Source organism: Candidatus Poriferisodalis sp., from assembly GCF_965198245.1.
In the GTDB taxonomy this organism is placed as follows: domain Bacteria; phylum Actinomycetota; class Acidimicrobiia; order Acidimicrobiales; family Poriferisodalaceae; genus Poriferisodalis.
In genome coordinates this window covers 214,443-237,590 of record NZ_OZ240249.1, presented here as the reverse complement: position 1 = coordinate 237,590, position 23,148 = coordinate 214,443, and the positions used below count along the sequence as shown (strand labels likewise).

Below are 23,148 nucleotides of genomic sequence, written 5' to 3'. Positions count from 1 at the left end.
GGCGATGTTTCCCGCTCTTGTTCCCAGTCCCTATTCGAGACGGGCTGACGGGCCGCTCGGGCCGCGGGCTAGCGGCGTGCAGCTGCGTCGAGGGTTTCCAGGTAGAAGCGGTGCGCGCCGGGCCGAAGCTGCCGATGGAGTCGCATGAACACCTCACGCGCTTGTTCCGCGAGCCAGTCCGGGGGTGTGACCGAGCGAGGCAGCCCGGGGTCGGCGTACGGCAGCGGCCGCCAGGCGCTGATGTTGTTCATGTGAGCCACGAACGCGTCGCGGTCCCCCCCAGGTGATGCGACCCACGACTCCGAGATGGGTCGCTGAGCGGTCAGATACTCCCCGTACAGCTTGTTGATGAGGTCGAGATCCCACGCCGATGCCGCAATGTGCTCGCTGTTCGCGTCGGCTCGGAATTCGCCTTCGAAGAACGACACGTAGTCATCCAGCTCGCTCCGCTTGAGCATCGTGCGAGCCTCTTCCAGCAGCGAAGCGGGGGCGATCCACGACGCAGCGGGGCCGGGTGCGAATCCGAGACGGGCGAGCCTGGACCGGATCAGGTACCGCTTGCGGCGTTCGGTCTCGGGGATCGAGAACAGCACCAGCAGCCACGAGGCGTCGTTGCGTCTGGCTCCGTTGCCAAAGATGCGCTGATCGCCTGCTTCGAGGATCTCGCGCCCATCCGCGCTCAACGCATAGCCAGCTTTGCCATCCACTCGCTCAGGCACCAGCAGGCCTGAACGCTTCATGCGAGACGCGGAGGACCGCACGGCCTGCGCGTCGATCCCGAGCTCACGCATCAACGCGATGAGCCCGCCGACCGCTATCGGGCCCCCGTACTCCCGAGCGAACAGCCCGTAGGTGTCGAGGATCCGGTCTCTTGGCGACATCGTCTTCGAACCTGGACGCTAGGCGCCGGCCAGCTCAGCCAGCTCAGCCGGCTCTGTCAGCTTTGCCAGCGCCCGCCGCTGGAGCTTTCCTGTCGGCGTCTTGGGTAGTGGCTCAGCGCAGAAGGTGATCCGGCGAGGGTACTTGTAGGGGGCGATGGCGGCCTTGGTGTGGTCCTGCAGTTCGCCCGCGAGTGCCTCCGTCGCTGCCGAGGGGTCGCACAGATGGACGAATGCGTGCACGACCATGCCCCGTTCCGTGTCGGGCGTGCCGATCACGCCCGCTTCGGCGACAGCCCCGTGGCTCAGCAACGCTTCCTCCACCTCTGGGGCGGCGATGTTGTAGCCCGAGCTGACGATCATGTCGTCGGCGCGGGCTTGGTACCAGAAGTAGCCGTCGGCATCGCAGGTGTAGACGTCGCCGGTGAAGTTCCAGCCGTTCTGTACATAGGTGGATTGGCGCGCGTCATTGAGGTACCGGCAGCCGATCGGTCCCTTGACCGCGAGCCTCCCGGGCTCGCCTGGCGACACCGGATCGCCGTCGTTGTCGAAGATCGAGGCTTCCCACCCGGGCAGCGGCTTGCCCGTGGCACCCGGCCGGATGTCGTCGTCAGATGCCGAGATGAAGATGTGCAGCAGCTCGGTCGAGCCGATTCCGTCGATCAGCCGCAGGCCAAGCTCGGCTTGGACGTGTTCGAACGTCGCCCGCGGGAGCCACTCGCCGGCCGAGACGGCGCGCCGAAGAGACGACAGGTCCGGGCGAGGCTCCAGCGCCAGCATCGCTCGGTACGCAGTCGGGGAGCTGAAGCACACGGTGGTTCGCCGCTCGGCGATCAGATTCGCCAAGGCTGCGGGGCCCGGTTCCTGGCAGAACCAGGTGCACGCTCCTACTCGCATCGGGAAGACGACTTCTCCTCCCAGCCCGAAGGTGAATGCGAGCGGCGGGCTGCCGACGAAGACATCGTCGGGTCGTGCTCTCAGCAGCGGCGCGAATGCGTCTGCAATCACCAGCAGGTCCCGGTGGAAGTGGGCGGCCACCTTGGGGACGCCGGTGGTGCCCGAGGTGCACGCCAGCAGCGCTGGATCCGTCGCCGCAGTGTCTATCGCAGTGAACTCCGCCGACTTGGCCGCAGCCGCAGCCGCCAGATCGCCTGCCGGCCCCCAGATGGCGATCGGGCCATCAGTCACCTCCTGCAGCTCTGCTTCCAGACCCTGCGAGCACAACCCGACCGCGGGTGCGCACTTGGCGTACACCTGCGCAAGCTCCTGGGCGCGCAGCAGCGGCATCGTGGTGACCGCGACGGCGCCGGCCTTCAGCACGGCGAACCAGGCAGCCACCATCCAGGGAGCGTTGGCCCCTCGAAGCAGGACCCGATTGCCCGGCACGATCTCGTAGTCCTCCACCAGCACTGCAGCGATCCGGTTGGCGCAGTGGTACACGTCGGCGTAGGTCCACATGTCGTCGCCGAGTCCCATGCAGGGCCGTTGGCCCCACCCCTGGGCGATCGCGCCGTCGAGCAGGACGGCTGCAGCATTCAGCCGGCTCGGGTACGAAAAGAGCGGCTCGGACAAGGTGATCTCGGGCCACTGATCAGCCGGCGGCAGGCCATTGAGTACGAACCGGTCAACGTGCGCGGTCTCGGTGCTCATCTCCAACCACAAAATGCCGCTGACGTGACGATCACTAATCGCACGCTATATCTGGGAGACGCTCCGCGCAAGCAATTCAGGCCGATTTCGCGGCCGGCGGAAAGGTGTTCGGCCCGTTAGGCCTTGGCCTTGGCCTTGCGGAAGCGGGTGCCGTGAATGATGCCGCCGTAGTAGTTGAACGCCTGCCGTGCGGTGGGCTCATCGAACGGGTAGTCCGCACCGATCTGAGTTGCAGCGGCCAGCCCGGTCACGAAGCAGGTCTCCTGACTGTTGATCAGCGTGTGGGCACCGCAATACCAGCTTCGCCGCTTGCCCTGGATGAGGCGGAACAGCGGGACCAGCAGTGCCACATGGCGAACGTCGTGCACGATGTGCTGGAACCACCAGCGCTTGACGATCTGCTCGTCATCGATGCGAGTGATCGGGTTGTACGTCACCAAGCAGGGTCGCTCGGATTCTTGGGCCCACGGCTGCTGGTTATGCATGATGTAGGTGATCTCGTAGTTGTCCGGTCTGGCGCCGTACTGGACGATGTGGTTGCTGCGTGTACGCAGCGCTTCGACCTCGTCGTCGGGCAGCACTGTCGAGTCTGAATGCACCACCACATGGTTGTGGAGCTCGCTTTCGTAGCGAATCGATGACAGCAGGTAGCGCTCCAGCATCGTGGGCTTGTCCAGCATCATCAGCGTCTGATTCGCATTGCAAGCGAAGATCACCTCGTCGAAGGTCTCGCGGGCACCGGCCTCGTCCTCGACCTCGACGCCTGACGGCTGCCGGTACACCTTGCGGACCGGCCGGTTCAGGTAGATCTTGTCGCCGAAGTCAGCCGACAAGTTCTCGTAGATGCGCCGCGTTCCCTGGTCCCAAGTCTGCATGGGCGTTGCCGTGGAGATGTCGAAGAACTCGAGATAGCGCGCGAAGAGCGCCGCCGGCATATCGAACACGTTCGTCGCCATCAGGAAGTTGACGAACATCGGCTTGAGGATCTTGTACCTGAAGTCGGCGGAAAACCCGCCCATGTTCAACACAGTCCGCATGCTGATGTAGTTGAACGGGTTGAGCGCGTTCGCGAACTTCGACCTCGCGCGGGTCAGACGACCGAATGAATGCAGGCGTTTCAGCAGGCGCTGGAACTTCGCTATCTCGGGCTGCAGCTGATCCCTGATCTCGGAGTCGAAATCATGGGCGTAGATGCCACCGCGGTATCTCACGCTGTAGTTGAACTCGGTGTCCACGAGATCGATGCCGAATCGCTCCAGCAACAGCACGACGTGGTCGTACACCGACGGGATGCACGCGGTGACGGAGATGTCGAACGGGATGGTGCTGCCGTCGGCCTGCGGCATATCGGCCGTGACTGCGTTGCCGCCGACCTGTTCGTTGGCCTCGAACAGCCGGAAATCGAAACGGTCCGGGTGGTGGTGCAAGGCCCACGCGGCTCCCAGCCCCGATATGCCCCCGCCGACAATTGCGATTCTGCGCTGCATCGTCATGCTCCGCCGGTCAGCATGCCGCGGGCTAGCTGCCATGCCCCTCAGCGCGCTTGGAGGGACTCGAACCCCCAACCTTCTGATCCGTAGTCAGATGCTCTATCCAATTGAGCTACAAGCGCTGATCCTCGCCGGAACCGGGCCGGACGGCCCGATGGCGCCCAGACAGTCTAGGAGACGGTACCTGTAGGGCTTCAAGAGGTTTCCCCTCAGGTCGGGAGGTCGTCACGGTCGGGCGGATCAGCAGCGGCCAGCAGCCCAGCCGCCCGTGCGACATCGGCTGGCGTGCAGCCAAGGGCCTCGGCCGCGGCTACCACGTCGGACCACTCCGGTTTGCTGCGGTGAGGGCCGTGCTTGACGCTGACGGCGTGCCCCTCGACGTGCACGGTCGATGTGTGCCGTTCGAGCGCTGTGCGCACCACCGGGCGTGCGCGAAGACCCAGCGTGCCGGTGAGCCGTGCGCAGAGGTCGGCAAGACGGGTCACGTCTTCGGCTCGGCACAGCGCCATCAGTGTGTGCGCCGGGCGGCCCTTCTTCATCACGATCGGGGCGGCCCAGGCGTCAAGCGCTCCAGCGGCCAGCAATTCGTCCAGCGCATGGCCCAGCACCTCGCCCGAGACGTCGTCGAGGTTGACAGCCAGCTCGACCAACTCTTCGGTGGCGTCGGCTCCCTCGAGGGCCCCCATGGCAGCGGCCAGCTGTGGCGTGGTCTGATCGGCCTCGGCCCCGATCTCGGCGCCGATCAGCACGCCGGTGACGTTTGGACGCCCCGGCAGCTCCCGGGTGCCTGCGCCGAAACCGGCGCAGGCGAGCGTCATGGCCGGTGCCGGCCCAAAGTGCTCAGCCAAGGCGGCAACGATGGCGGCGCCTGTGGGCGTGGTGAGCTCCATGTCGATGTCGACGCCGACGATCGGGCGTCCTGCCAGCAGGTTCACCACCGCGGGCGGCGGGTTCGGCAGCACGCCGTGGGCAGCGTTGATCGTGCCCTTGCCCACCGCGACCGGGCCGCAGCGCACTGAGTCCACTGCGAGCGATTCGAGAGCTGCGCACACGCCGACGATGTCCACAATGGCGTCGAGCGCGCCGACTTCGTGGAAATGCACCTCTTCGGCCGCCATGCCGTGGATCTGGCCTTCGGCTTCGGCCAGCGCCCCGAACACCGCAAGAGCCCGCTGCCTGACGCGCTCGGCGAGCGGTGCTGCGATCAGCAGCGCCCGGATGTCGCGCCAGCGGCGGTGGTGATGCCCCTCGGGGGCATCAACGATTGCCCGCGTTGCGGCGAGCTCGTTCCGCCTGACCCGTTCGGTGTCCAGTTGCCAGCCGTCGAGGCCAAGCGTCTGCAGTTGGGCAACCACATACCCCAGGTCAGCGCCCGCATCGAGCAATGCGCCAAGCGCCATGTCGCCTGCAATGCCCGAGACCGGGTCGAACCACGCCACGATGCCTCCCGACGCGGGCGATCCAGTGCTGCCGGCGGGGACAGTCTCGACGTTCGCCGGCTCACGCGCCTCAGCAATCCGCGGGCTGGCCGACGGGTTGTCGTGCATTACTCGGATCCGCCGTGGGAGCGGGCAGCCAGCTCCAAGATGCGCATCGCAGCCATGGCGGCACCGAATCCGTTGTCGATGCCCACCACGGTGATGCCTGCAGCACACGACGCATGCATGGCCAGCAGCGCGGTGACACCTTCGAGAGCAGCGCCGTAGCCGGCACTGGTCGGCACCGCGATGACGGGTGCGGGCGTCACACCGGCGACTGCGGTGGCCAGCGCTCCCTCCATGCCTGCCACGACGATGACTGCGTCGGCTGCGGCCAGGGTGTCGATCTCTTCGAGGAACCGATGCAGCCCGGCCAGACCGATGTCGCACACCAACGCAGCACTGATGCCGAAGGCGCTGAGCACGGCCAACGCCTCGCACGCCACCGGACCGTCTGCGGTGCCGGCCGAGGCCACCACCACTCGTTCAGTGCGAGCGTTTCCCACCCGCCACACCACCGTCGCCAACGCCGTGCTGTCAGCAGAATCTGGACCTCGATCATCCGGCCGATGCGCCGTCCCCCCTGGGCACGCCGCCAGCGCGGCGGTCACCTGGTCGGGCTGTGCACGCGTCATCAGCACCGGTCCCGAGCCCCCGCTCAGCATCTCCGCCACTATCCGAGCGCACTGAGTGGGCGATTTGCCCGGCCCATAGACGGCTTCGGGATGACCGGTCCGCAGTGATCGGTGATGATCGATGCGCGCCCCGGCGACCTCGGCATAGGGCAGGCGGCGCAGACGCGCTAGCGCTTCGTCCGCAGGCACCGTCCCGTCACGCACCTCGGCCAGCAGATCGGCGAGCTGTTGTGCGTCCATTGGCTGCCGTTCTACCTGCTGGGATGTCCTGACGAACCCTCGAAGGCCGTCGGTGCGCTCACGGTCACCCTTGCGGCAACCGATCCGATCTCGCTGGCACTGCGCGGGGCGTCACTCGGCATCACCTGGATCGGATGCTGAGCTATCTGACCTGTTGCGATTCCTACCGTATGTGCACTTCTCTCCCATAACGGATTTTACGTATCAAACCTTTACAAATTGCTAGGTTTTGATACTTTGAATCTTGTGACTCGCCGGACCGTGACGCCAAACAATCTTGCCGATTGGTTGATTGGGCAAGGCCGTCATTTTGTCACTTCCCGCGACGCTGCCGATCTGTTGAATATCGAACCGTCTGAGGTTTGGGCGAGTCTGAGTCGTGCACGACAAGCACGCAAGATGACTTCAGTCACCAAGGGTGCCTGGGTGCCCGTACCACCGGAGTTCCGGGACGCAGGAGCGCCACCGCCACTGCACTACATCCACCCGCTCATGCGACACCTCCGTCACACTTACTACGTAGGATTCCTTTCCGCAGCAGCGATCTACGGAGCCGCGCACCATCCTTCCATGATCCTGCAGGTGGTGGCCTCGGCGCGATTGCGTGATCGGCAGATCGGCGGAAGCCGTATCAGCTTCATCCAGCGAGCTGCCACTGACCAACGCGCTACGCAACAGTCCAACACGCCGACAGGACGGGTCACGGTGTCGACATCGTCAACGACCGTCTTGGACCTCGCCGACTCGCCGGGCCGAGGCGGTGGCGTATCGAACGTCGCAACGGTGATTGGTGATCTCCTCATCTCACGCTTGCTCGACATCGAGTCGCTGCCGGCAGCAGCGGCAGCTTTCCCGGCTGCTGCGGTGCAGCGCGCCGGTTACCTGCTGGAGTACATGGCCGTTGAGACGGGTGTCGAGACTTCGGTAGCAGATGTGCTCGACGAACTCACGCTCATGTCGAGCACGGATTGGGCGCCGCTCGTACCCGGCGGGCCAGGTGATGGTGCACGCGACCAACGCTGGCGGATAGTGGTGAACGCGGCAGTGGAGCACGACCTGTGATCACACGTGCCGACATTGCTCACTGGCGAACACAGGTCCCGTGGGTGAGCGCCGAGCACGTCGAACAGGACCTCGTGCTCTCCCGACTCATCGTCGAGATCGCTCGACATCCGTTGCTGGGTCAGGAACTGGTCTTCCGGGGCAGCACCTGCTTGCACAAGCTCTGGCTCGACCGACCTTGGCGCTACAGCGAAGACTTGGACTACGTGCGGCGCTGCGGCGGCGGGATCGGCGGCGTCTTGGATGCCATCCGGGAAATCGCCGAAACAGTCGGCTTCGACGACGTTCGCACTGACACCCGGACGCAGCACCCAAAGGCCCGGCTGCGCGCACGGTACGAGAGTGGCGGACCGTTTCACGCGAAGGTCGAGATCAACACGTTCGAGCGTTCTCCAGCACGACCAATCGTCACTCGACCCTGTGTCGTGGACAGCCCGTGGTTTCGAGGCGCATCAGATGTCCCGACCTTCTCCGCACCGGAAATGATGGCCACGAAGATCCGGGCGCTCTACCAGCGCAGCAAGGGTCGCGACCTGTTCGACCTCTGGCTCGCCGTGAACCATCTCGGTCTTGATCCCGGGGACATTGCAGCCTGCTTTGACACGTACCGTCCAGACGGCTGGTCGGCGGCCCGAGCCATGGACAATCTCGACCAAAAGCTTGAGACTTCAGCGTTCGCATCGGATCTCGCTCCATTGGTTGCCGAGTGGCCAGCGGGCTCTTCCATCGACGCCGGACGTGCTGCGGCAGAAGCCATCATCCACGCGATTGATGCCCGCTCCGAGTCATAAGCGTCAGGCACCGGGCGTATCCTGCCCCGATGGCTTCAGCCGGCTCTCCATCAGGTGTTCCGAGCGTGCCGCCCTCGACGCGGATCGGCTACATGGGCCCGCACGGCACTTTCACCGAAGCTGCCCTCGCCACCCAGTCTGACCTGTCTCAGGCCGCGCTCGTGCCGCTGATCTCGGTCCCCGAGGTGCTCTCTGCGCTTGACGACGGAGCGGTCGACTACGGGTTCGTACCCGTCGAGAACGCCATCGAAGGCGCTGTCAACGTCACCCAGGACGCGCTCGCGTTCGACTTCGACTTCCTCATCCAGCGCGAAGTCGTGGTGAACGTGCAACTGGACCTGATGACACTGCCCGGCACGGCCACCGCCGATGACCTCTCGGCTATCCACACGGTGCTGTCGTTCCCCGTGGCCATTGCCCAGTGTCGAGCGTTCCTGCACGGCCAACTCCCCAATGCTGAAATCGAAGCGGCCACCTCGACCGCCCTCGCGGCCCGTCGCATCGCTGAAGAACAGTCGGTCGGCGTGGCCGCAATCGCCAGCCCGACCGCGGCCCAGATATATGGCCTGGAAACCGTCGTGGAATCAATCGAGGACCACCGCGACAACCAGACCCGCTTCCTGCTGCTGGCGAAAGGCCAGGTGCCGCCCGCCAGCGGCAACGACAAGACCAGCATCGTGGTGTTCCAGAACCACAATGAGCCGGGCAGCCTGCTCGGCATTCTCATGGAGTTCGAGGCCCGCCGTCTCGACCTGTCCCGGCTGGAATCGCGCCCGACGCGACGGGGCCTCGGCGAGTACTGCTTTCTGCTCGACTTCGAGGGTCACATCTCCGACGAGGTGGTGGCGGACTGCCTGCGCGCCCTCAAGATGAAGCAGCGCGACGTGAAGTTCCTCGGTTCGTTCCCCACGGCGAACGGCAACTCGTCGGGTCGCGAGCGAGTCACCGAGGAGGCCTGGACCTCGTCAGATGACTGGCTGAAGTCGCTGCGCCGCCTCATTCGCTGAGCAACGCCAGCGTCACCGCCGGATTGCTCGAACGGCGCGAGGCCGGCGGCGGGCTAGACCCAGGGGCAGTTGGAGTTGCGGTCGCCGAACGTGGCGCCGGTGCGGTAGCGGTCAAGCGTGAACGGCTTGAGCTCTTCGGGCTTGTCGCCGTGCACCATCATCTCGGCGGTGAGCTTGCCCACCCCGATCATCTTGAACCCATGGTTGGAGTCGGCGATCACCCACGCGTTGTCGGCCACATAGTCGAACACCGGCACGTTGTCGGGAGTGAACGCCCCGATGCCGCCATTGCGACGCTCCTTGAAGAAGGGCCGCACGTTCTCCAGGCGCTTGAACAGCATGCCCAACGTCGCGCAGTAATAGTCGGCGAACCATTCCTCGGCCTGATACGCGTCGTTCAGGTGGCCGTAGGGCTCCACGTCGGCTCGCGGCCCGATCTTGATCGGGATCGTCCCGCCTTGCAGGCCGGGCGCGCCCACCCGCTCCGCGGCATAGCGCGTGTAGGAGTAGAAGTGGTCCTTGAGGAACCTGCCGTCGTCGGAGTACACCGGCGTGTTCATGAGCTCAACATGCAGCACCGGCGAGTCTTTGTGCTGGGCTGTGCGGAAGTCGACACCGGGAGGCAGCAGGACCTCGCCCTCCAGCAGACGCCAGTAGGTCCACATGTCCATCTGGTCCTCGACATGGCCGTCGGGGTACAGCACATCGAGGTGCGAGGGGCCGCCGAGCCACTCCCAGTGCGTCGGCGTCCACGCCCCTGCGCCCACCACCACCTGCTCGCAGGTGATCGACCCCTGGTCGGTCTCCACTGCGGTGACCGAGCCTGAGTTGTCGAGCTGGTAACCGGTCACGGTGGCGCCGTACACCCGCTGCACACCCCACTGCCGGCACTTCTGGTCCAGGCCCCACACCGCCATGTGGGTGCCGGCGTACCCGGAGCGGTGCTCGTGCAGCACCACGTCGCAGTTGTCGGTCTTGAAGTCGGGCCACAGGTTGGTGAGGAAGGCACGGGCCTCCGCACCGGTGTGAACGTCGGAGGGGTAGCCGCTGGCTTTATGCGACGCCTGCAGCTTCAGGTAGTCCTCGGTCTGGTTCGCCTCGCCCACTGACACGTAGCCGACCTGCTGGAAGCCGAAGTTGACGGGGTCGGACTCCCACACCTCCACGCTGGCCCGCAAGATGGCGTGCAAGGGTCCGGTCATGTACATGTTGCGGATGCAGCCACAAGCCAGCCCGGTAGCGCCCGCACCCGGGCCTTGCTTGTCGATCAGCACCACGTCACTGCCCGAGCCCTTGCCGGTGCGCTCGAGGTACATGGCCAGGTGGTAGGCGCTCGACAGCCCGTGCACGCCTGCGCCGACCACCACGAACCGAGCGTGGCTCGGCAATCCCACGGCGTCGAACACCGGGATGACGGCCGGGTTAGCCGCTTGCCCGTCTACCTCTGGCGGCAGGGGCCGGTTGGCGAACGGATACCACTGGTTGTGCTCCGTCGGATTGGGGACGGGGGGGTTGGGAATGTTGCTGGTCATGTCTTTTCCTCTTGTGCTTGGGGATCAATTCGGGTCATCGACGGTCGGGAGCCGGTAATCGGCCCCCAGGGTCCGCCAGATCAATGGGACGCCCGGCCGGTAGGCGAGGTGGTGGCGGCTTGGCGCGTCGAGAATGGTCATGTGGGCCGGACCGCCGCTGGTGAGCCGCCCGACGTCGGTCCGGCCTAACGCCATTGCCCCGCCAACCGTCACCGCGGCGATGGCCTCGTCGATCGTCATGCCCATGTCGCGCACGGCCATGGCGATGCAGAACGACACCGACGTGGTGTAGCTCGAGCCCGGGTTGCAGTTCGAAGCCATCGCCACCGTGACCCCGGCGTCGATGGCCCGCCGGGCGTCGGGGTAGGGCTGGCGGGTGGAGAAGTCGGTGGCCGGCAGAAACGTGGCGACGGTGTCGCTGCCGGCCAAGGCGTCGATGTCATCATCGGAGAGGTAGGTGCAGTGGTCCACCGACGAGCAGCCCATCTCGACGCCGAGCTGCACGCCCGGCCCGTGGCCGAGCTGGTTGGCGTGCAGACGCAGCCCCAGTCCGGCGGTCCGACCCGCCTCGAGCACGGCCCGGGACTGGTCGGCATCGAACGCGCCGGTCTCGCAGAACACGTCGATCCAGCGGACGCGGTCCGCGACCGCGTCCAGCATCGGCCCGCACACCAGATCGACGTATTCGTCGGCCCGGCCCTGGTACTCGCTGGGCAGCAGGTGGGCGCCCAAGAACGTGGCCTCCGGGCTGGCCTCGGCGGCCAGTGAGGCCAACTCGGTCTCAGAACTCACCGACAGCCCGTAACCGGTCTTGATCTCGACCGTGGTGGTGCCGGCCCGGTGCACTTCGACCAGCCGCTGGCCAAGCGAGGCCGCCAAAGCGTCCCGGCCAGCGTTGCGCGTGGCGTCGGTGGTGACCCGGATCCCGCCCCCGTCGTAGGGCTCGCCCGCCATCCGCCGGGTGAACTCCTCGGCTCGGTCGCCCGCAAACACCAAGTGGGTGTGGGAGTCGACGAATCCGGGCAGCACGCACCGGCCGCTGACGTCGAGGCGCTCATCGGCGACAGCCCCCGACGGACCCACCGCCAGCACCGTGTCGCCGTCGATGACGACCGACGCATTGGTCACCACGCCCAGCGGGCCGTCCCCCAGCTCGGGGTCGTTGGTGATCAGCTCGGAGATGTTGTCGATGACAAGAGTCATGGTGCGGTGACCTCCGTGATGGCCGAAGCCAGACCGGCGGCGACGGCGACGGTCGTGTGCCGGCCGTCACGCACGACTGTTCTGCCGCCCACGACCAGGTGGTGCACATCGGCACTGGTGGCCGCGAAGATCGTCGCGGCCAGCGCGGTCTCAGCGTCAGCTCCGGCCATGCGCACCGAGTTGAGCCCCACCGTTACGAAGTCGGCCAGCGCGCCCGCCTCCAGCGTGCCGCCTTCGGGCCAGCCGAGCGATCGGTAGCCGCCCGAGGTGGCCATCGAGGCCAGGACATCCACATCAAACACGCCGCGGTCGTTGGTGGCGGCCCGCTGGTCGAGCTCGACCATGCGTGCCTCGGAGAGGATGTCGACGGTGGCGTGGGAATCCGAGCCCAGGCACAGACCGGCCCCTGCTTGGGCCAAGCCGACGCTCGGTCCGGTGCCGTCGGCCAGATCCCGTTCGGTTGAAGGGCACAGGCAGCAGTGCGCGCCGGCCTCGCCGATCATCGCTTGGTCGCGCTCGTCGGCATGGGTGGCGTGCACCAGGGTCGTGCCTGGCCCCAAACCTTCGGCTTGGGCGATCACGTCGATCGGTGTCAGGCCGTGGACGCCGAGGCACTGCTGGTTCTCCGCCGGCTGCTCGGAGGCGTGGAAGTGCAGAGGGGCGCCGCGCGCTTGGGCCCAGTCCGCGGCCACCTTGATGGACGGCGGATCGACAGCCCTCACCGAGTGCACCGCCGCGCCAACCTGCACCATCGGCCCCGACACCGTCGAAGCCAGGCCCTCGACCCGGTCGACCCACCGGTCGGCGCTGCCGTCGCTGAATCGGGCCTGGGAGGGCCGCAACGGCTCGTAGCCGCCGTCCAGAGCGGGGTCGAGCCCGCCATGGAGATACAGCGTGTCGAGCAGGGTCAGACGGATGCCGGCGTCGCGGGCCGCGGCCACCACCGCTTTGCCCATGGCGTCGGGGTCGTCATAGTTGTCCCCGCCGGGGTGGTGATGGACATAGTGGAACTCGCCAACGATGCCGATGCCGGCCAGGGCCATCTCCGCGAACGCCGCCCGAGCCAGCCGGTAGTAGCAGTCGGGGTCGAGCCGGGCCGCCACCCGGTACATCAGGTCGCGCCACGTCCAGAAGTTTCCCCGCCCGGCGTGGGTTCGGCCCCGCAGGGCCCGGTGGAAGGCGTGGCTGTGCGCGTTGGCCAGCGCCGGCAGGGTCAGGCCCGCCAGCGGCACGGCACCCTCCGGTCGGACGGGTACACCTCCACAGACTGCGGTGATGCGGTCACCGTCGACGGCGATCACCACCCCCTGTGCGGCCCTGGGTCCCCCGAGCCAGGCCAGCTCGCACCAAAAGTGAGTGGTCATGTGCCGACTCGCTCGTTGAACCGGGAGATGCGCTCGATGAACGCGTCGCGGTGGTGCTGTTCGAACTCGTCCCAGGTGCACAGGGTGGAAGGGTCGGCCCGGTCGGTGATCAGGATGCCGTCGAGGTGGTCGCACTCGTGCTGCCAGGTACCCGCGGTCAGGCCTCGTGCTCGAGTGCAGTGTTCGGTGCCTTCGCGGTCGAGGTAGCGGACCCCGAGATTGACCGAGCGGACCACGTCACCCCGCAGCGGCACCGAAAGGCAGCCCTCGTTGATGACCACGGTCTCGTCGTCCAGTACCTCGAGCTCCGGGTTGATGGCGACGGTCAACTCAATGGGCGGCTTGTAGGGGTAGCGGGGGTTCTCGTTCACTTCGATGACGACGATCCGGGCCGTCTCGCCGATCTGGTTGGCGGCCAGGCCCGCCCCGTTGGCGTAGCGCATCGTGTCGATGAGGTCGTCGACGATGCCCTGGGTTCGCTCGCTGGCGATCTCCGCTGGCGGTACGGCCGCAGCCGGTGCCCGCAGCGCCGGATGGCCGATGGAGTGGATATCCCGGACGGTCATATGTCCCCCGCCTCTGTCGCCCAGGCCTACTGCGCGGCCGCCGGAGCGGCCGGTATCTGAACGCCGCGCTCGGCGGCCACTTCCCACGCCCGGTCGTAACCGGCGTCGGCATGGCGCATCACGCCGGTGCCCGGGTCGTTGAGCAGCACCCGCTCCAGTTTCTGAGCGGCCAGGTCGGTGCCGTCGGCCACGCTCACCTGACCGGCATGGATCGACCGGCCGATGCCCACCCCGCCGCCGTGATGGATGCTCACCCACGAAGCTCCCGACGACGTGTTGACGAGCGCGTTGAGCAGGGGCCAGTCGGCGATGGCGTCGCTGCCGTCTGCCATGTCCTCGGTCTCGCGATAGGGAGAGGCCACCGAGCCCGAGTCGAGATGATCGCGTCCGATGACGATCGGTGCGGCGATCTGGCCCGACCGGACCATCTCGTTGAACCGCAGCCCCAGCCGGTGACGCTCGCCGTAGCCGAGCCAGCAGATCCGCGAGGGCAGGCCCTGGAACGCGACCCGCTCGCCGGCCAGGGTGATCCATCGCTTGAGGCCCTCGTCATCGGGGAACTCGTCGAGCACGGCCCGATCAGTCGCGGCGATGTCGGCCGGGTCGCCCGACAGCGCAACCCAGCGGAAGGGTCCTTTGCCTTCGCAGAACAGGGGCCGGATGTAGGCGGGAAGGAAGCCCGGATAGTCGAAGGCGCGCTCGTAACCGCCGAGCGCGGCTTCGGCCCGCAGGCTGTTGCCGTAGTCGAACACCTCTGAGCCGGCGTCGAGGAAGCCCACCATGGCCTCCACGTGGGTGGCCATGGCCGCTCGGGACCGGCGCACGAGCTCGTCGGGCTGATTGCGCCGCAGCTCGTCCGACGCCTCGGGTGACAGGTCGTTGGGAACATAGGTCAGCGGGTCGTGCGCGGAGGTTTGGTCGGTGACGATGTCAGCAGCGACGCCGTCGGCCAGCAGGCGCGGCATCACGTCGGCAGCGTTGCCGACCAGTCCCACTGACAGCGGACGGCGCGTCCGTACGGCCTCGGAGCATCGGCGGAGCGCATCGGCGTAGTCGTCGGCGACCACGTCGAGAAAGCGGGTCTCCACCCGGCGAGCGGCCCGTTCGGGGTCGACCTCGATGCACAGGGCAACCCCCCCGTTCATGGTGATTGCCAGCGGCTGAGCGCCGCCCATCCCGCCCAGCCCGGCGGTGACGGTGAGGGTCCCTGCCAGCGATCCCCCGAAGCGTCTGCGGGCGATGGCCATGAAGCACTCGTAGGTGCCCTGCAGGATCCCCTGGGTGCCGATGTAGATCCACGACCCCGCCGTCATCTGGCCGAACATGGTCAGGCCGAGCTGCTCCAGCCGGCGGAACTCGTCCCAGTTGCCCCATTCCGGGACAAGGTTGGAGTTGGCGATCAGCACCCTGGGCGCCCATTCGTGGGTGCGGACCACTCCCACCGGTTTGCCCGACTGCACCAGCATGGTTTCGTCGTCGGCCAGATCTGTCAGCGTCGCGATCATGGCGTGGAAAGCGGGCCACGACCGCGCCGCCCGACCGGTGCCCCCGTACACGACGAGATCGTCGGGGCGCTCGGCCACGTCGGGATCCAGATTGTTCTGCAGCATCCGGAAGGCGGCTTCCTGGGGCCAGCTCCGGCAGGTCAGCGCAGTACCGGTGGGGGCTCTCACTCCGCCCCGAGGGGCGCTGGCGCTGTGCTGTGTGCTGCCGGGCATAGAGGACCTCGTGCCTGCAGGGTGGGTGGTGTGTCGCACGCTACCGAATCTCGGCCTAGTCTGTCAATATGCAGCAAGAGATTTCAGTTACTGAAATAATTAGCGAAACTGCTTCTGCGTCTCCACTGCACAGATCGCGCTCGGCGGAGCGCGTGCTGGCGTTGCTTGACACCGTGGTCACCAACGGCGAACTCAGCCTGACTGCAGCCGCGGCCCGAACGGACATGCCGGCCAGCACGGCTCTGCGCCATCTGCGGGTCCTGACCGACCGCGGCTATCTCGTCAGGGGCAGATCCTGGCTGTATTCCGTGGGTCCGGCGTTCGTGCGCACCGCTTTGGCGTCGTTGCAGTCCGGCCCCTACGCCCGGCTCAGGGCGGCAGCCCAGCCAGAGCTTGAAGGACTGGTCGAAGCCACCGAGGAGTCCGCATACCTGGCCGTGCGCGACGGCGACTCCGCCGTCTACATCGCCACGGTCGAAAGCCGTCGGGCCATCCGCCACGTCGGCTGGGTGGGCCGGTCGGTCCCCATCGACGGCACCGCGGTGGGCGCGGCACTGCTCGCCGCCCCGTTGGCGCGCGATGCCCGCCCCGTGCCCCTCATCAATACCGGCGCCATCGAGTCCGACGTCACCGCGGTCTGCGCGCCGATCCACGGTTTGGGGGGGCCGGTAGCGGCTCTGTCGGTGCTGGGTCCGGCGGACCGGCTCGTCGGCAGCCGCCTGCAAACCGCGTCCGACGCCGTGACCGAAGCGGCCGTCGCCACATCGGCTGCGTTCTCGTCCGTCGAGGCAGCCCTGACGTGACGGTGGAACTCGACGGCGCAGGCGTCACCGTCTCCGACGTCGTCGCGGTTGCTCGCCATCGCGAACAGGTTCGCCTCAGCGACGCCGCCCGGTCCGCCATGGCCACGGCCCGCGCCATCGTCGAGGCCCTCGTCGATGGCGAGCCGGTCTACGGGATCTCCACCGGCTTCGGCGCCCTGGCCAACACCACCATTCCCGCCAGCCGTCGGGCCGCTCTGCAGCAGTCCTTGATCCGCTCCCATGCCGCCGGGATGGGCCCGGCGGTCGAGGCCGAGGTGGTCAGGGCCATGATGTTCCTCAGGGCCCGCACGCTCGCCTTGGGAACCTCCGGGTCGAGGCCGCAGGTTGCGGAGTCGCTGGTGCGTCTGATCAACGCAGGCGTGGTGCCTGCGGTCCCCGAACACGGCTCACTGGGAGCCAGCGGCGACCTTGCGCCGCTTGCCCATGTTGCGCTCGTGCTGATGGGCGAAGGCGAAATCCTCACCGACGACGGGGGCACGATTGACGGGGCCGCGGCCCTCTCGGCAGCGGGCATCGAGCCCTTGGTCCTCGCTGAGAAGGAGGGCCTGGCCCTGACCAACGGCACCGACGGGATTCTGGCAATGCTCTGCCTGGCCGTCCACGATCTAGCCGGCCTGCTGAGGGTCGCCGACATCGTGGCCGCCTGCAGCGTCGAGGCTCTGCTGGCCACCGATCGGGCCTTCGCCGCCGACCTGGTGGCGCTGCGGCCCCATCCCGGCCAGCAGGCCTGCGCGGCCAACCTCCGGGCCTTGTTGGCCGGCTCGCCCATCGTGGCCAGCCACCGCCTCGACGACGACCGGGTGCAGGACGCCTACTCCATCAGGTGCACGCCCCAGGTTCACGGAGCGGCCCGCGACACCCTCGACTTCGCAGCAGGCGTGACCGATCGGGAACTGGCCTCGGCCATCGACAATCCGATGGTGCTGCCCGACGGCCGCGTCGAGTCGTGCGGCAACTTCCACGGAGCGCCGGTCGCGCTGGCAGCCGACTACCTCGCCATCGCCGCGGCCGAGGTCGGCGCAATTGCTGAGCGCCGCATCGACCGACTGCTCGACCCAAGCCGTTCCCACGGTTTGCCCCCGTTCCTGGCTGATGATCCGGGCGTGGACAGCGGTCTGATGATCGGCCAGTACACCGCGGCCGCCCTGTGCGCCGAGAACCGGCGCCTGGCCGCGCCAGCCGCAGTGGACTCGCTGCCCACCTCCGCCATGCAGGAGGACCACGTGTCCATGGGCTGGGGCGCGGCTCGCAAGCTGCGCCTAGTCGTCGCCAACCTGCGCCGCATCCTGGCCGTCGAATGGGTGGCGGCTGCCCGCGGCATCGAGCTGCGAGCGCCCTTGGCGCCCGCGGCGGGGACCAACGCTGCGCTCAGCCTGCTGCGGACCATGGTGCCCGGCCCGGGTCCCGACCGCTGGCTGTCGCCCGAGCTCGCCGCAGCCGAACAGATGCTCGCCGCCGAGGCTCTGGTGCCCGCGGTAGAAACAACCACCGGTCCCTTGGCCTGAAACACCTCTGCGGAGGGAGGGGGATTCGAACCCCCGGAGGCTTGCGCCTCAACGGTTTTCAAGACCGTCGCAATCGTCCATCCGCACGTGGTGTCCGCCAGCCGTCGTAGGGGCCTACCTTGGGGACATGGACGGCCGCGGCGTTCTCGATGCCCGTGCCCAGTCAGCACGATGGGCGCCGCATGAGACCACTACCGGCGGGGCGCGGCCCGAAGACACGTCGCCTGAGATATGGCATCGACTCACCAACACATGGGAGTCCATGACTCCTGCGCAGCGGGTTGCGCTTGCCGCTGCGATGTCGGCGGCTATCGAGACTTCGACCCGAGCAGGCATCCGGATCGACGAACCAGACGCCGACGAAACTCGCGTCCGTTTCCTCGTGGCGCAGCGCCGATACGGCACCGAAGTGGCAGATGCCGCATTCGGCGCCGACGGTCGATGGCCGAAGTGACTGACCCCATCACGCTGGCACTGCGAGTTGCTGCCATTCTCGACGAGCACGACATCAGTTACACATTGGGCGGCTCACTCGCGAGCTCGATGTTTGGCGAGCCGAGAGGCACAATCGACATCGACATGGCAATTCGCTTGGAGAGCCAGCAACTCGACGATCTCGTGGGTGCGCTCGACATCGAGTTCTACGTGCCCATCGAAGCCGCTCAGCGTGCGGTCGCACAGAGCACGTCGTTCAACCTCATCGACGAGACCGGCTTCAAAGTGGACCTCTTCGTGCTCGGTAACAGCCTGTTGGACCGGCGCCAACTCGAACATCGTCGACACATCATGGTGCGCGACGATCCGCCGCAACACTTGTGGGTCACCGCTCCCGTCGAACAAGTCCTGCGCAAGCTGGAGTGGTACCAAGCGGGCGGGTGTGTTTCGGAACGTCAATGGCGTGACGTCGTCGGCATCCTGCGGGCACAGGGCACAGCGCTCGACCTTGCCGACCTGGTCCACACAGCCGCATCGATGGGGCTTGGAGAGCTTCTCGTTGCGGCTCTGGAAGATGCCGAGATCAGCACCTGAGGCCCGCGCCTACGCCACAAGCAGTCGGACGGCGTGGTGTGGATCCTGATGGGGTCGCGGCTCGCCGCGGAGTCCGGCGAGCGGAGGGAGGGGGATTCGAACCCCCGGAGGCTTGCGCCTCAACGGTTTTCAAGACCGTCGCAATCGTCCACTCTGCCACCCCTCCGCAGGTCAAGCTACCGGCGGTCCCGCGCCTGCCGCCGTGTGACTACTCGCGTCTCGCAGTCCACCGAGATGGTGCAAGTGCGAATTTGCGGGCCGTTCAGGTGCCAAATTGCCGGGCATCGCGGGAACTTTCCGCTCGGGGGTATCTTGTGGCGGTGCTCCGGCCGCCAGCGGCTGGTTGCGCACGGAGAGGTGGCCGAGTCCGGTTGAAGGCGCTTCCCTGCTAAGGAAGTAACTGCCGCAAGGTGGTTCGTGGGTTCGAATCCCACCCTCTCCGCACCCGTGATTTCGTCATCATCAAGCCGCGCGCCCGCGCGCTAGCCGGCTTGCATCACGGGCAGAACTTCGGTCTCCAGGAGCCGTCGTGCAACGGTGCCCTCGGGGGAGCCATAGACCTTCTCGTTGAACTGGCCCGACAGCAGGACCTTGTCGATACCCAGGGAACGCTATTACACGGCTTCTTGATGCGCCCAGACGCTTCGAGTTCTCGGCGTCGGGCTCGCCGGTGCAGGACTGGTACGGCGATGACCGGTTGATCGTTGTAGAAATGCAGCGGCATGAGAAACCGGCTGCTCCGCTTCGCCACGTATGTCGCCGTGGGCGTCGTCACCGGCCTGATCGTGGCCGCCGTTGCCGTGCTGAGCGAGAAGGTGCTGCTCGAACGGGTGCTGCATCTGCCGCCGTGGCAGCGAGTGCTGGCGCCGGCGCTCGGACTGTGGGCTGCGGTGCTGATGCTGCGCTGGGCCGATGCCGGTCGCCGGCTCTCGCCGTCCACCTCGGAGGAGTACATCCGGGCCTTCCACGACCGCACCTACCCGATGCGGTTCCGCGACCTGCCCTTCCGGCTGGCAGCCGGCATCGTCACCATCGGGTCCGGAGGCGCAGTCGGGCTTGAAGGCCCGTCGATCTATGCGGGTGCCACGGCGGGGAGCGCGATACAGCGCGTCGCCCGGCGTCTGTTCCGCAACCGGGAGGGCTACGCGCTGCTGGTGGCCGGTGCCGCGGCAGGCGTCAGCGCCATCTTCCAAGCGCCCGCCACCGGGGTGCTGTTCGCCCTCGAAGCGCCCTACAGAAGTGACCTGGGCCGCCGGGCGTTGCTTCCCGCACTGCTCTCGAGCGCCTCTAGCTACGTCGTGTACGTGCTGGTCACTGGCTTCGACGACCGCCCATTCGAAATCGGCACCGAAATGGTGAGAGTCGGATTCGGCCGCCAGGAACTGCTGGGAGCAGCCGTCGTGGGCGCCCTGTGCGGGCTCGCAGCGTCAGCGTTCTGCCGCATTCTGGGAGCCGCCAAGCGGATTCAAGAGTCCGACCGGCCCTGGTGGCTGGTGGCATTGTGCGGCGGCGGGGTCTTGGTGGGCCTCGCCGTGCTCTGCGAGTTTCTGTTCGAGGCGCCGCTGTCGCTGGGCCCGACCGCCGAGGGTCAGCTGGTGAACTGGTCGCTCAATCCCGAAGAGTCGCTCGTGCTGTTGGGAGCACTGCTTGCGGTGCGCGTCTTGGCCACATCGACGGTGCTCGCATCGGGCGGCGTGGGCGGCGTGTTCATCCCGCTGGCCGTGTTCGGGTTGATCGTCGGGCGCCTGGTCGGCGGCTGGATTGAGCTGGGGCCCGAATCGCTGGCGTTCTTCCCCTTCATCGGCGTGGCAGCCTTTCTAGCGGCGGGCTACCGCACCCCGCTGGCAGCGGTGATGTTCGTGGCTGAGTCGACGGGTGCGCCCGCATTTGTTGTGCCCGCCTTGGTAGCAGTCGCAGTGTCGCAGGTGCTCATCGGCAACTCCTCGGTGTCCCAGTACCAGCGGGACAGCCGCACCGGGCACCTCGAGCGTCGCCTGGAGATGCCGGTCAACTCCGCCATGTCAACCGATGTGCCCACGGTGAGTGCCGACGCCCCGCTCTCCGATTTCGTGTGGGGCATCGCGCTGCCTCGCAAGCAGCTCGAAGCCGTCGTGGTGGGGCCCGAACGGAACTTCCTCGGTGTTATCCGGCTCAGCGATTCCCGCCATGTGGATCGCAATGACTGGATGTCGGTCACGTGTGGCGAGGTGATGACGACCGACATCGAGCCGGCACGCCCGTCGTGGACACTGCGCGAGGTCACCGAAGCGATGGCTGATGCGGAGATCGAGCTGTACCCCGTCATCGACAGCGGTGGGCGGATTGCGGGCGTCGTCACCGAGAACGCCATCGTCAAGCTGGTGGACTTCCTCAACGAGACACAGGGCGGCCGGTGAGGTCGCCTCGACAACGCAGGGCAGATGAGCGAGGCCGATGATGAGTGAAGCTGCGTCCGGAACTGGGGCTGACGCTGGGACCGGATCTGATGTCGGGTCTGGCACCGGGACCGGCACCGGGCCGATCGGGCTGCTGGAAGGCCTGGCGACCACCCGGGCCATCCGCCGCTACCTGCCCGACCCGATCCCCGACGAGGACCTCGCATCGATCCTGTGGCATGCCAGCCGGGCGCCCAGCGGCTCCAACCGGCAGATGTTCCGCTTCGTCGTGCTGCGCGACGGCCCGAGCGCGCAGCAGGTGAAAGCCCTGCTCGGCCAGAGCTTCCGCGACGGCTGGAATGCGAAGCGCTCCGGCGACGGCTACGCGGAAGGTTCCGGCGCCGCCGACAACTCGCCCAAGGCCCGCATGGCCCGCACCATGCAGCACTTCGTCGACCATTTTGAGGAGACGCCGGTGGTGATCCTGGCGTGCCTAGTGCGCTACCGGCAGCCCACCTACGCCGAGGGCGGATCGGTGTACCCGGCCGTGCAGAACCTGTTGCTGGCGGCCCGGGCGCTGGGATACGGCGGGGTCATCACCGGTTGGCACCGCGATGTCGAAGACGAGCTTCGCGAGCTGCTCGGCATTCCGGAGGGCGTGGCGATCCATGTCACGATCCCGCTCGGCCGGCCCGCTGGACGCCACGGCCCAGTGCGGCGACGGCCATTGCGCGAACTCGTATACGAGGACCGCTGGGAGCAGGATGCGCCGTGGGCCGTCGACCCGCCCGACACGCACTTCACCTCGGCAGGTCCGCCGCCCGGCTCACCGGTCTGAGCCAGCGCTCACTCTTTGCGCAAAAATGCCGCCTGAGACGGCATTTTTGCGCAAAGAGTGAGGCAGAGCGGTACTGGCAGCAGTCGCGGCGGCGAGGCCGGACCGCTCAGACAGTCTCGGCTGGGCGGTCGGTGTGGCTCCACTGCGACCACGACCCGATGTACACCTGCGGGCGGCCCAACCCGGCGCGCTCCATGGCCAGCGCGTCCATGCAGGCGCTGACGCCTGAGCCGCAGTACACGACGGCGTTGTTGCCGACGCTCTTGGCGGCAGCTGACGCCGGGGTCTCGACGCCCTCAGCCTCGTAGCGAGCGCGCAGCGTTTCGGGGTCAGCGAATTGACCCTCGGGACCGAGGTTGTCGGTTGTCGGCACATTGACCGCGCCGGGAATGTGCCCGGGGCGCGGATCGACCGGCTCGGTCTCGCCGCGATAACGGTCGCCGCCGCGTGCATCGATGAGCACGACCTCGGGGCTGGCGCCGGCGCCGGCCGCTCCGTCAATATCGACGAACGCCCCTTCCGGCCAAGCCCGCACCGGGCGCTCGCAGGCTGCTCGCGCATTCGGCGCCGTCTCAGTGCTGCCAGTCCACGATCCCAGCCCCCCGTCGAGCAGTGCGGCATCGTGGCCGAGCACTCGCAGCATCCACACCATCCGACCGGCAGCGGTGCCGTTCAGGTCGTCGTAGGCAACGACCGGGTCATCGGGGCCGATGCCGAGACTGCCGAGCGAAGCCGCAAAGCTCTCGGCACCGGGCAGCGGATGCCTGCCGTGGGCTGGAGCGCCATGCGCAGACAGATGCTCGTCCAGGTTCACCCAGATGGCCCCGGGAATGTGACCGGCCAGATAGGCCTCGTGGCCCGATCGCCCGTCGAGGTACCAGCGCACATCGCAGAGCACGATGTCGTCGCGGTTGGCAATCTCCTGCGCACCCACAACAGGCGGAAGCGGCGTCATAGCTGCTG

The 23,148-nt window shown here is 67.2% G+C and carries 21 protein-coding genes and 3 tRNA genes; 11 read left to right on the top strand and 13 right to left on the bottom strand.

The window, feature by feature from the left end; genetic code table 11:
• Positions 1 to 68: 68 nt before the first annotated feature.
• From ACOCMM_RS01315 to larB, 6 genes are all read right to left on the bottom strand, one after another.
• Entirely contained in the window at positions 69 to 881 is an 813-nt protein-coding gene (locus ACOCMM_RS01315; protein WP_419551407.1) for a PaaX family transcriptional regulator C-terminal domain-containing protein, read from the bottom strand.
• Positions 882 to 899: 18 nt separating this feature from the next.
• On the bottom strand, positions 900 to 2,528 hold the full coding sequence (locus tag ACOCMM_RS01310; protein ID WP_419551406.1) for an AMP-binding protein: 1,629 nt from the start codon (positions 2,526 to 2,528) through the stop codon (positions 900 to 902).
• Positions 2,529 to 2,644: 116 nt separating this feature from the next.
• Complete coding sequence (locus tag ACOCMM_RS01305) at positions 2,645 to 4,015, bottom strand: FAD-dependent oxidoreductase (RefSeq protein ID WP_419551405.1); 1,371 nt, start codon at positions 4,013 to 4,015, stop codon at positions 2,645 to 2,647.
• 51 nt (positions 4,016 to 4,066) lie between these two features.
• Positions 4,067 to 4,140: transfer RNA gene (locus ACOCMM_RS01300), tRNA-Arg, on the bottom strand.
• Between the two features lie 87 nt (positions 4,141 to 4,227).
• Entirely contained in the window at positions 4,228 to 5,565 is a 1,338-nt protein-coding gene (gene larC / locus ACOCMM_RS01295; RefSeq protein WP_419551404.1) for a nickel pincer cofactor biosynthesis protein LarC, read from the bottom strand.
• Positions 5,565 to 6,371 carry a nickel pincer cofactor biosynthesis protein LarB gene (gene larB / locus ACOCMM_RS01290; protein WP_419551403.1) on the bottom strand — a complete coding sequence of 269 codons (807 nt, stop codon included), beginning with the start codon at positions 6,369 to 6,371 and terminating at the stop codon, positions 5,565 to 5,567. The genes larC and larB overlap by 1 nt, the downstream gene beginning before the upstream one ends.
• Between larB and ACOCMM_RS01285 the strand changes: the two genes are divergently transcribed.
• From ACOCMM_RS01285 to pheA, 4 genes are all read left to right on the top strand, one after another.
• Positions 6,360 to 6,512: a hypothetical protein gene (locus ACOCMM_RS01285; protein ID WP_419551402.1), complete on the top strand. Its 153-nt coding sequence runs from the start codon at positions 6,360 to 6,362 to the stop codon at positions 6,510 to 6,512. The two genes, larB and ACOCMM_RS01285, sit on opposite strands and share 12 nt — an antisense overlap.
• 258 nt (positions 6,513 to 6,770) lie before the next feature.
• Positions 6,771 to 7,433 (top strand): type IV toxin-antitoxin system AbiEi family antitoxin domain-containing protein, encoded by a 663-nt coding sequence (locus ACOCMM_RS01280; RefSeq protein WP_419551401.1) that lies wholly within the window; start codon positions 6,771 to 6,773, stop codon positions 7,431 to 7,433.
• A gap of 44 nt (positions 7,434 to 7,477) precedes the next feature.
• Positions 7,478 to 8,224: a nucleotidyl transferase AbiEii/AbiGii toxin family protein gene (locus ACOCMM_RS01275; protein WP_419551400.1), complete on the top strand. Its 747-nt coding sequence runs from the start codon at positions 7,478 to 7,480 to the stop codon at positions 8,222 to 8,224.
• A gap of 29 nt (positions 8,225 to 8,253) precedes the next feature.
• Positions 8,254 to 9,231 (top strand): prephenate dehydratase, encoded by a 978-nt coding sequence (gene pheA, locus ACOCMM_RS01270; RefSeq protein ID WP_419551399.1) that lies wholly within the window; start codon positions 8,254 to 8,256, stop codon positions 9,229 to 9,231.
• A 53-nt stretch (positions 9,232 to 9,284) separates the two neighbouring features.
• Here the strand turns inward: pheA and ACOCMM_RS01265 are convergent, their stop codons facing one another.
• From ACOCMM_RS01265 to hutU, 5 genes are read right to left on the bottom strand one after another with little or no spacing between them, the layout of a single operon-like run.
• The gene (locus ACOCMM_RS01265) at positions 9,285 to 10,763 is read right to left on the bottom strand and encodes an NAD(P)/FAD-dependent oxidoreductase (RefSeq protein WP_419551398.1); all 1,479 of its coding nucleotides are present in this window, start codon (positions 10,761 to 10,763) and stop codon (positions 9,285 to 9,287) included.
• Positions 10,764 to 10,787: 24 nt separating this feature from the next.
• Complete coding sequence (gene hutI / locus ACOCMM_RS01260; RefSeq protein WP_419551397.1) at positions 10,788 to 11,966, bottom strand: imidazolonepropionase; 1,179 nt, start codon at positions 11,964 to 11,966, stop codon at positions 10,788 to 10,790.
• Positions 11,963 to 13,330, bottom strand: a complete 1,368-nt coding sequence (locus ACOCMM_RS01255; protein WP_419551396.1) for a formimidoylglutamate deiminase — start codon at positions 13,328 to 13,330, stop codon at positions 11,963 to 11,965. The genes hutI and ACOCMM_RS01255 overlap by 4 nt, the downstream gene beginning before the upstream one ends.
• Complete coding sequence (locus tag ACOCMM_RS01250) at positions 13,327 to 13,896, bottom strand: peptide deformylase (RefSeq protein WP_419551395.1); 570 nt, start codon at positions 13,894 to 13,896, stop codon at positions 13,327 to 13,329. Before ACOCMM_RS01250 ends, ACOCMM_RS01255 begins: the two co-directional genes overlap by 4 nt.
• 26 nt (positions 13,897 to 13,922) lie before the next feature.
• Positions 13,923 to 15,614 carry a urocanate hydratase gene (hutU, locus tag ACOCMM_RS01245; RefSeq protein ID WP_419551394.1) on the bottom strand — a complete coding sequence of 564 codons (1,692 nt, stop codon included), beginning with the start codon at positions 15,612 to 15,614 and terminating at the stop codon, positions 13,923 to 13,925.
• Positions 15,615 to 15,766: 152 nt separating this feature from the next.
• Here hutU and ACOCMM_RS01240 point away from each other — a divergent pair, with 152 nt between their 5' ends.
• The 4 genes from ACOCMM_RS01240 to ACOCMM_RS01225 all read left to right on the top strand — a co-directional run bounded on the left by ACOCMM_RS01240 (position 15,767) and on the right by ACOCMM_RS01225 (position 18,972).
• Positions 15,767 to 16,417, top strand: coding sequence for an IclR family transcriptional regulator (locus ACOCMM_RS01240; RefSeq protein WP_419551393.1), 651 nt, complete (start codon positions 15,767 to 15,769; stop codon positions 16,415 to 16,417).
• Entirely contained in the window at positions 16,414 to 17,943 is a 1,530-nt protein-coding gene (gene hutH / locus ACOCMM_RS01235; protein WP_419551392.1) for a histidine ammonia-lyase, read from the top strand. Before ACOCMM_RS01240 ends, hutH begins: the two co-directional genes overlap by 4 nt.
• A gap of 127 nt (positions 17,944 to 18,070) precedes the next feature.
• Entirely contained in the window at positions 18,071 to 18,397 is a 327-nt protein-coding gene (locus tag ACOCMM_RS01230) for a hypothetical protein (protein ID WP_419551391.1), read from the top strand.
• Positions 18,385 to 18,972, top strand: a complete 588-nt coding sequence (locus tag ACOCMM_RS01225) for a hypothetical protein (protein WP_419551390.1) — start codon at positions 18,385 to 18,387, stop codon at positions 18,970 to 18,972. The genes ACOCMM_RS01230 and ACOCMM_RS01225 overlap by 13 nt, the downstream gene beginning before the upstream one ends.
• Before the next feature lie 81 nt (positions 18,973 to 19,053).
• Here the strand turns inward: ACOCMM_RS01225 and ACOCMM_RS01220 are convergent.
• Positions 19,054 to 19,138, bottom strand: a tRNA-Ser gene (locus tag ACOCMM_RS01220).
• 185 nt (positions 19,139 to 19,323) lie between these two features.
• Here ACOCMM_RS01220 and ACOCMM_RS01215 point away from each other — a divergent pair.
• The 3 genes from ACOCMM_RS01215 to ACOCMM_RS01205 all read left to right on the top strand — a co-directional run bounded on the left by ACOCMM_RS01215 (position 19,324) and on the right by ACOCMM_RS01205 (position 22,185).
• Positions 19,324 to 19,414 (top strand) — tRNA-Ser (locus ACOCMM_RS01215).
• Positions 19,415 to 19,694: 280 nt separating this feature from the next.
• The gene (locus ACOCMM_RS01210; protein ID WP_419551389.1) at positions 19,695 to 21,368 is read left to right on the top strand and encodes a chloride channel protein; all 1,674 of its coding nucleotides are present in this window, start codon (positions 19,695 to 19,697) and stop codon (positions 21,366 to 21,368) included.
• Between the two features lie 37 nt (positions 21,369 to 21,405).
• Positions 21,406 to 22,185 (top strand): nitroreductase family protein, encoded by a 780-nt coding sequence (locus tag ACOCMM_RS01205; RefSeq protein ID WP_419551388.1) that lies wholly within the window; start codon positions 21,406 to 21,408, stop codon positions 22,183 to 22,185.
• 106 nt (positions 22,186 to 22,291) lie between these two features.
• On the opposite strand, the gene ACOCMM_RS01200 is transcribed toward ACOCMM_RS01205, so the two are convergent.
• A complete protein-coding gene (locus ACOCMM_RS01200) occupies positions 22,292 to 23,140 on the bottom strand; it encodes a sulfurtransferase (RefSeq protein WP_419551387.1) in 849 nt (282 codons plus the stop codon).
• Positions 23,141 to 23,148: the final 8 nt, after the last annotated feature.

Coding starts and splice junctions, on each gene's coding strand:
- ACOCMM_RS01265 (WP_419551398.1), bottom strand. CDS start 10,763: ATGACCAGCAACATTCCCAACCCCCCCGTCCCCAATCCGACGGAGCAC.
- ACOCMM_RS01200 (WP_419551387.1), bottom strand. CDS start 23,140: ATGACGCCGCTTCCGCCTGTTGTGGGTGCGCAGGAGATTGCCAACCGC.
- hutU (WP_419551394.1), bottom strand. CDS start 15,614: ATGCCCGGCAGCACACAGCACAGCGCCAGCGCCCCTCGGGGCGGAGTG.
- ACOCMM_RS01305 (WP_419551405.1), bottom strand. CDS start 4,015: ATGCAGCGCAGAATCGCAATTGTCGGCGGGGGCATATCGGGGCTGGGA.
- larB (WP_419551403.1), bottom strand. CDS start 6,371: ATGGACGCACAACAGCTCGCCGATCTGCTGGCCGAGGTGCGTGACGGG.
- ACOCMM_RS01255 (WP_419551396.1), bottom strand. CDS start 13,330: ATGACCACTCACTTTTGGTGCGAGCTGGCCTGGCTCGGGGGACCCAGG.
- ACOCMM_RS01280 (WP_419551401.1), top strand. CDS start 6,771: ATGACTTCAGTCACCAAGGGTGCCTGGGTGCCCGTACCACCGGAGTTC.
- ACOCMM_RS01225 (WP_419551390.1), top strand. CDS start 18,385: ATGGCCGAAGTGACTGACCCCATCACGCTGGCACTGCGAGTTGCTGCC.
- ACOCMM_RS01230 (WP_419551391.1), top strand. CDS start 18,071: ATGGACGGCCGCGGCGTTCTCGATGCCCGTGCCCAGTCAGCACGATGG.
- larC (WP_419551404.1), bottom strand. CDS start 5,565: ATGCACGACAACCCGTCGGCCAGCCCGCGGATTGCTGAGGCGCGTGAG.
- ACOCMM_RS01310 (WP_419551406.1), bottom strand. CDS start 2,528: ATGAGCACCGAGACCGCGCACGTTGACCGGTTCGTACTCAATGGCCTG.
- ACOCMM_RS01205 (WP_419551388.1), top strand. CDS start 21,406: ATGATGAGTGAAGCTGCGTCCGGAACTGGGGCTGACGCTGGGACCGGA.
- ACOCMM_RS01210 (WP_419551389.1), top strand. CDS start 19,695: ATGAGAAACCGGCTGCTCCGCTTCGCCACGTATGTCGCCGTGGGCGTC.
- hutI (WP_419551397.1), bottom strand. CDS start 11,966: ATGACTCTTGTCATCGACAACATCTCCGAGCTGATCACCAACGACCCC.
- ACOCMM_RS01250 (WP_419551395.1), bottom strand. CDS start 13,896: ATGACCGTCCGGGATATCCACTCCATCGGCCATCCGGCGCTGCGGGCA.
- pheA (WP_419551399.1), top strand. CDS start 8,254: ATGGCTTCAGCCGGCTCTCCATCAGGTGTTCCGAGCGTGCCGCCCTCG.
- ACOCMM_RS01315 (WP_419551407.1), bottom strand. CDS start 881: ATGTCGCCAAGAGACCGGATCCTCGACACCTACGGGCTGTTCGCTCGG.